The organism is Lactobacillus gallinarum DSM 10532 = JCM 2011, assembly GCF_001434975.1.
In the GTDB taxonomy this organism is placed as follows: domain Bacteria; phylum Bacillota; class Bacilli; order Lactobacillales; family Lactobacillaceae; genus Lactobacillus; species Lactobacillus gallinarum.
The window spans coordinates 1-406 of record NZ_AZEL01000034.1; the positions used below are offsets into that span (position 1 = coordinate 1).

Sequence of the window (406 nt, forward strand, 5' to 3'; positions counted from 1 at the left end):
AAGTATCAAAATGATAACAAGTCCAATAGCTTTGAAGTTCACTTGAAACATGGCACTGAAAATGTAAGCCGCAAAGATGATGTTAATATGACTGTTCACTATGTCATGGATGATAACTCAGAGGCACCAAGTGATAATAAGCAAACATTGAGCTTTACTGAAAACGGTACTCAAGATTTAGTAACCAAAGATATTACTTGGACACCTGCTGGCAGTCAAACATTTAAGGATGTTGCTACCAAACCAATCGCTGGTTACACACCTGATAAGGATAATGTAGTAGGCAAAGTCGTTAAATTTGGCGATTCTGATATTAATGTAACCGTACATTACACTGCTAATGACCAACAAGCTACGATTACCTACATTGATGACACTGAAAAGAAGACACTTGGTAGTGACAAGC

1 protein-coding gene is annotated in these 406 nt (G+C 37.4%); it reads left to right on the top strand.

Annotated elements, in window-relative coordinates:
• The coding region (locus FC37_RS10400) for a mucin-binding protein (protein ID WP_420889355.1) at positions 1 to 406 on the top strand (406 nt) is incomplete at both ends.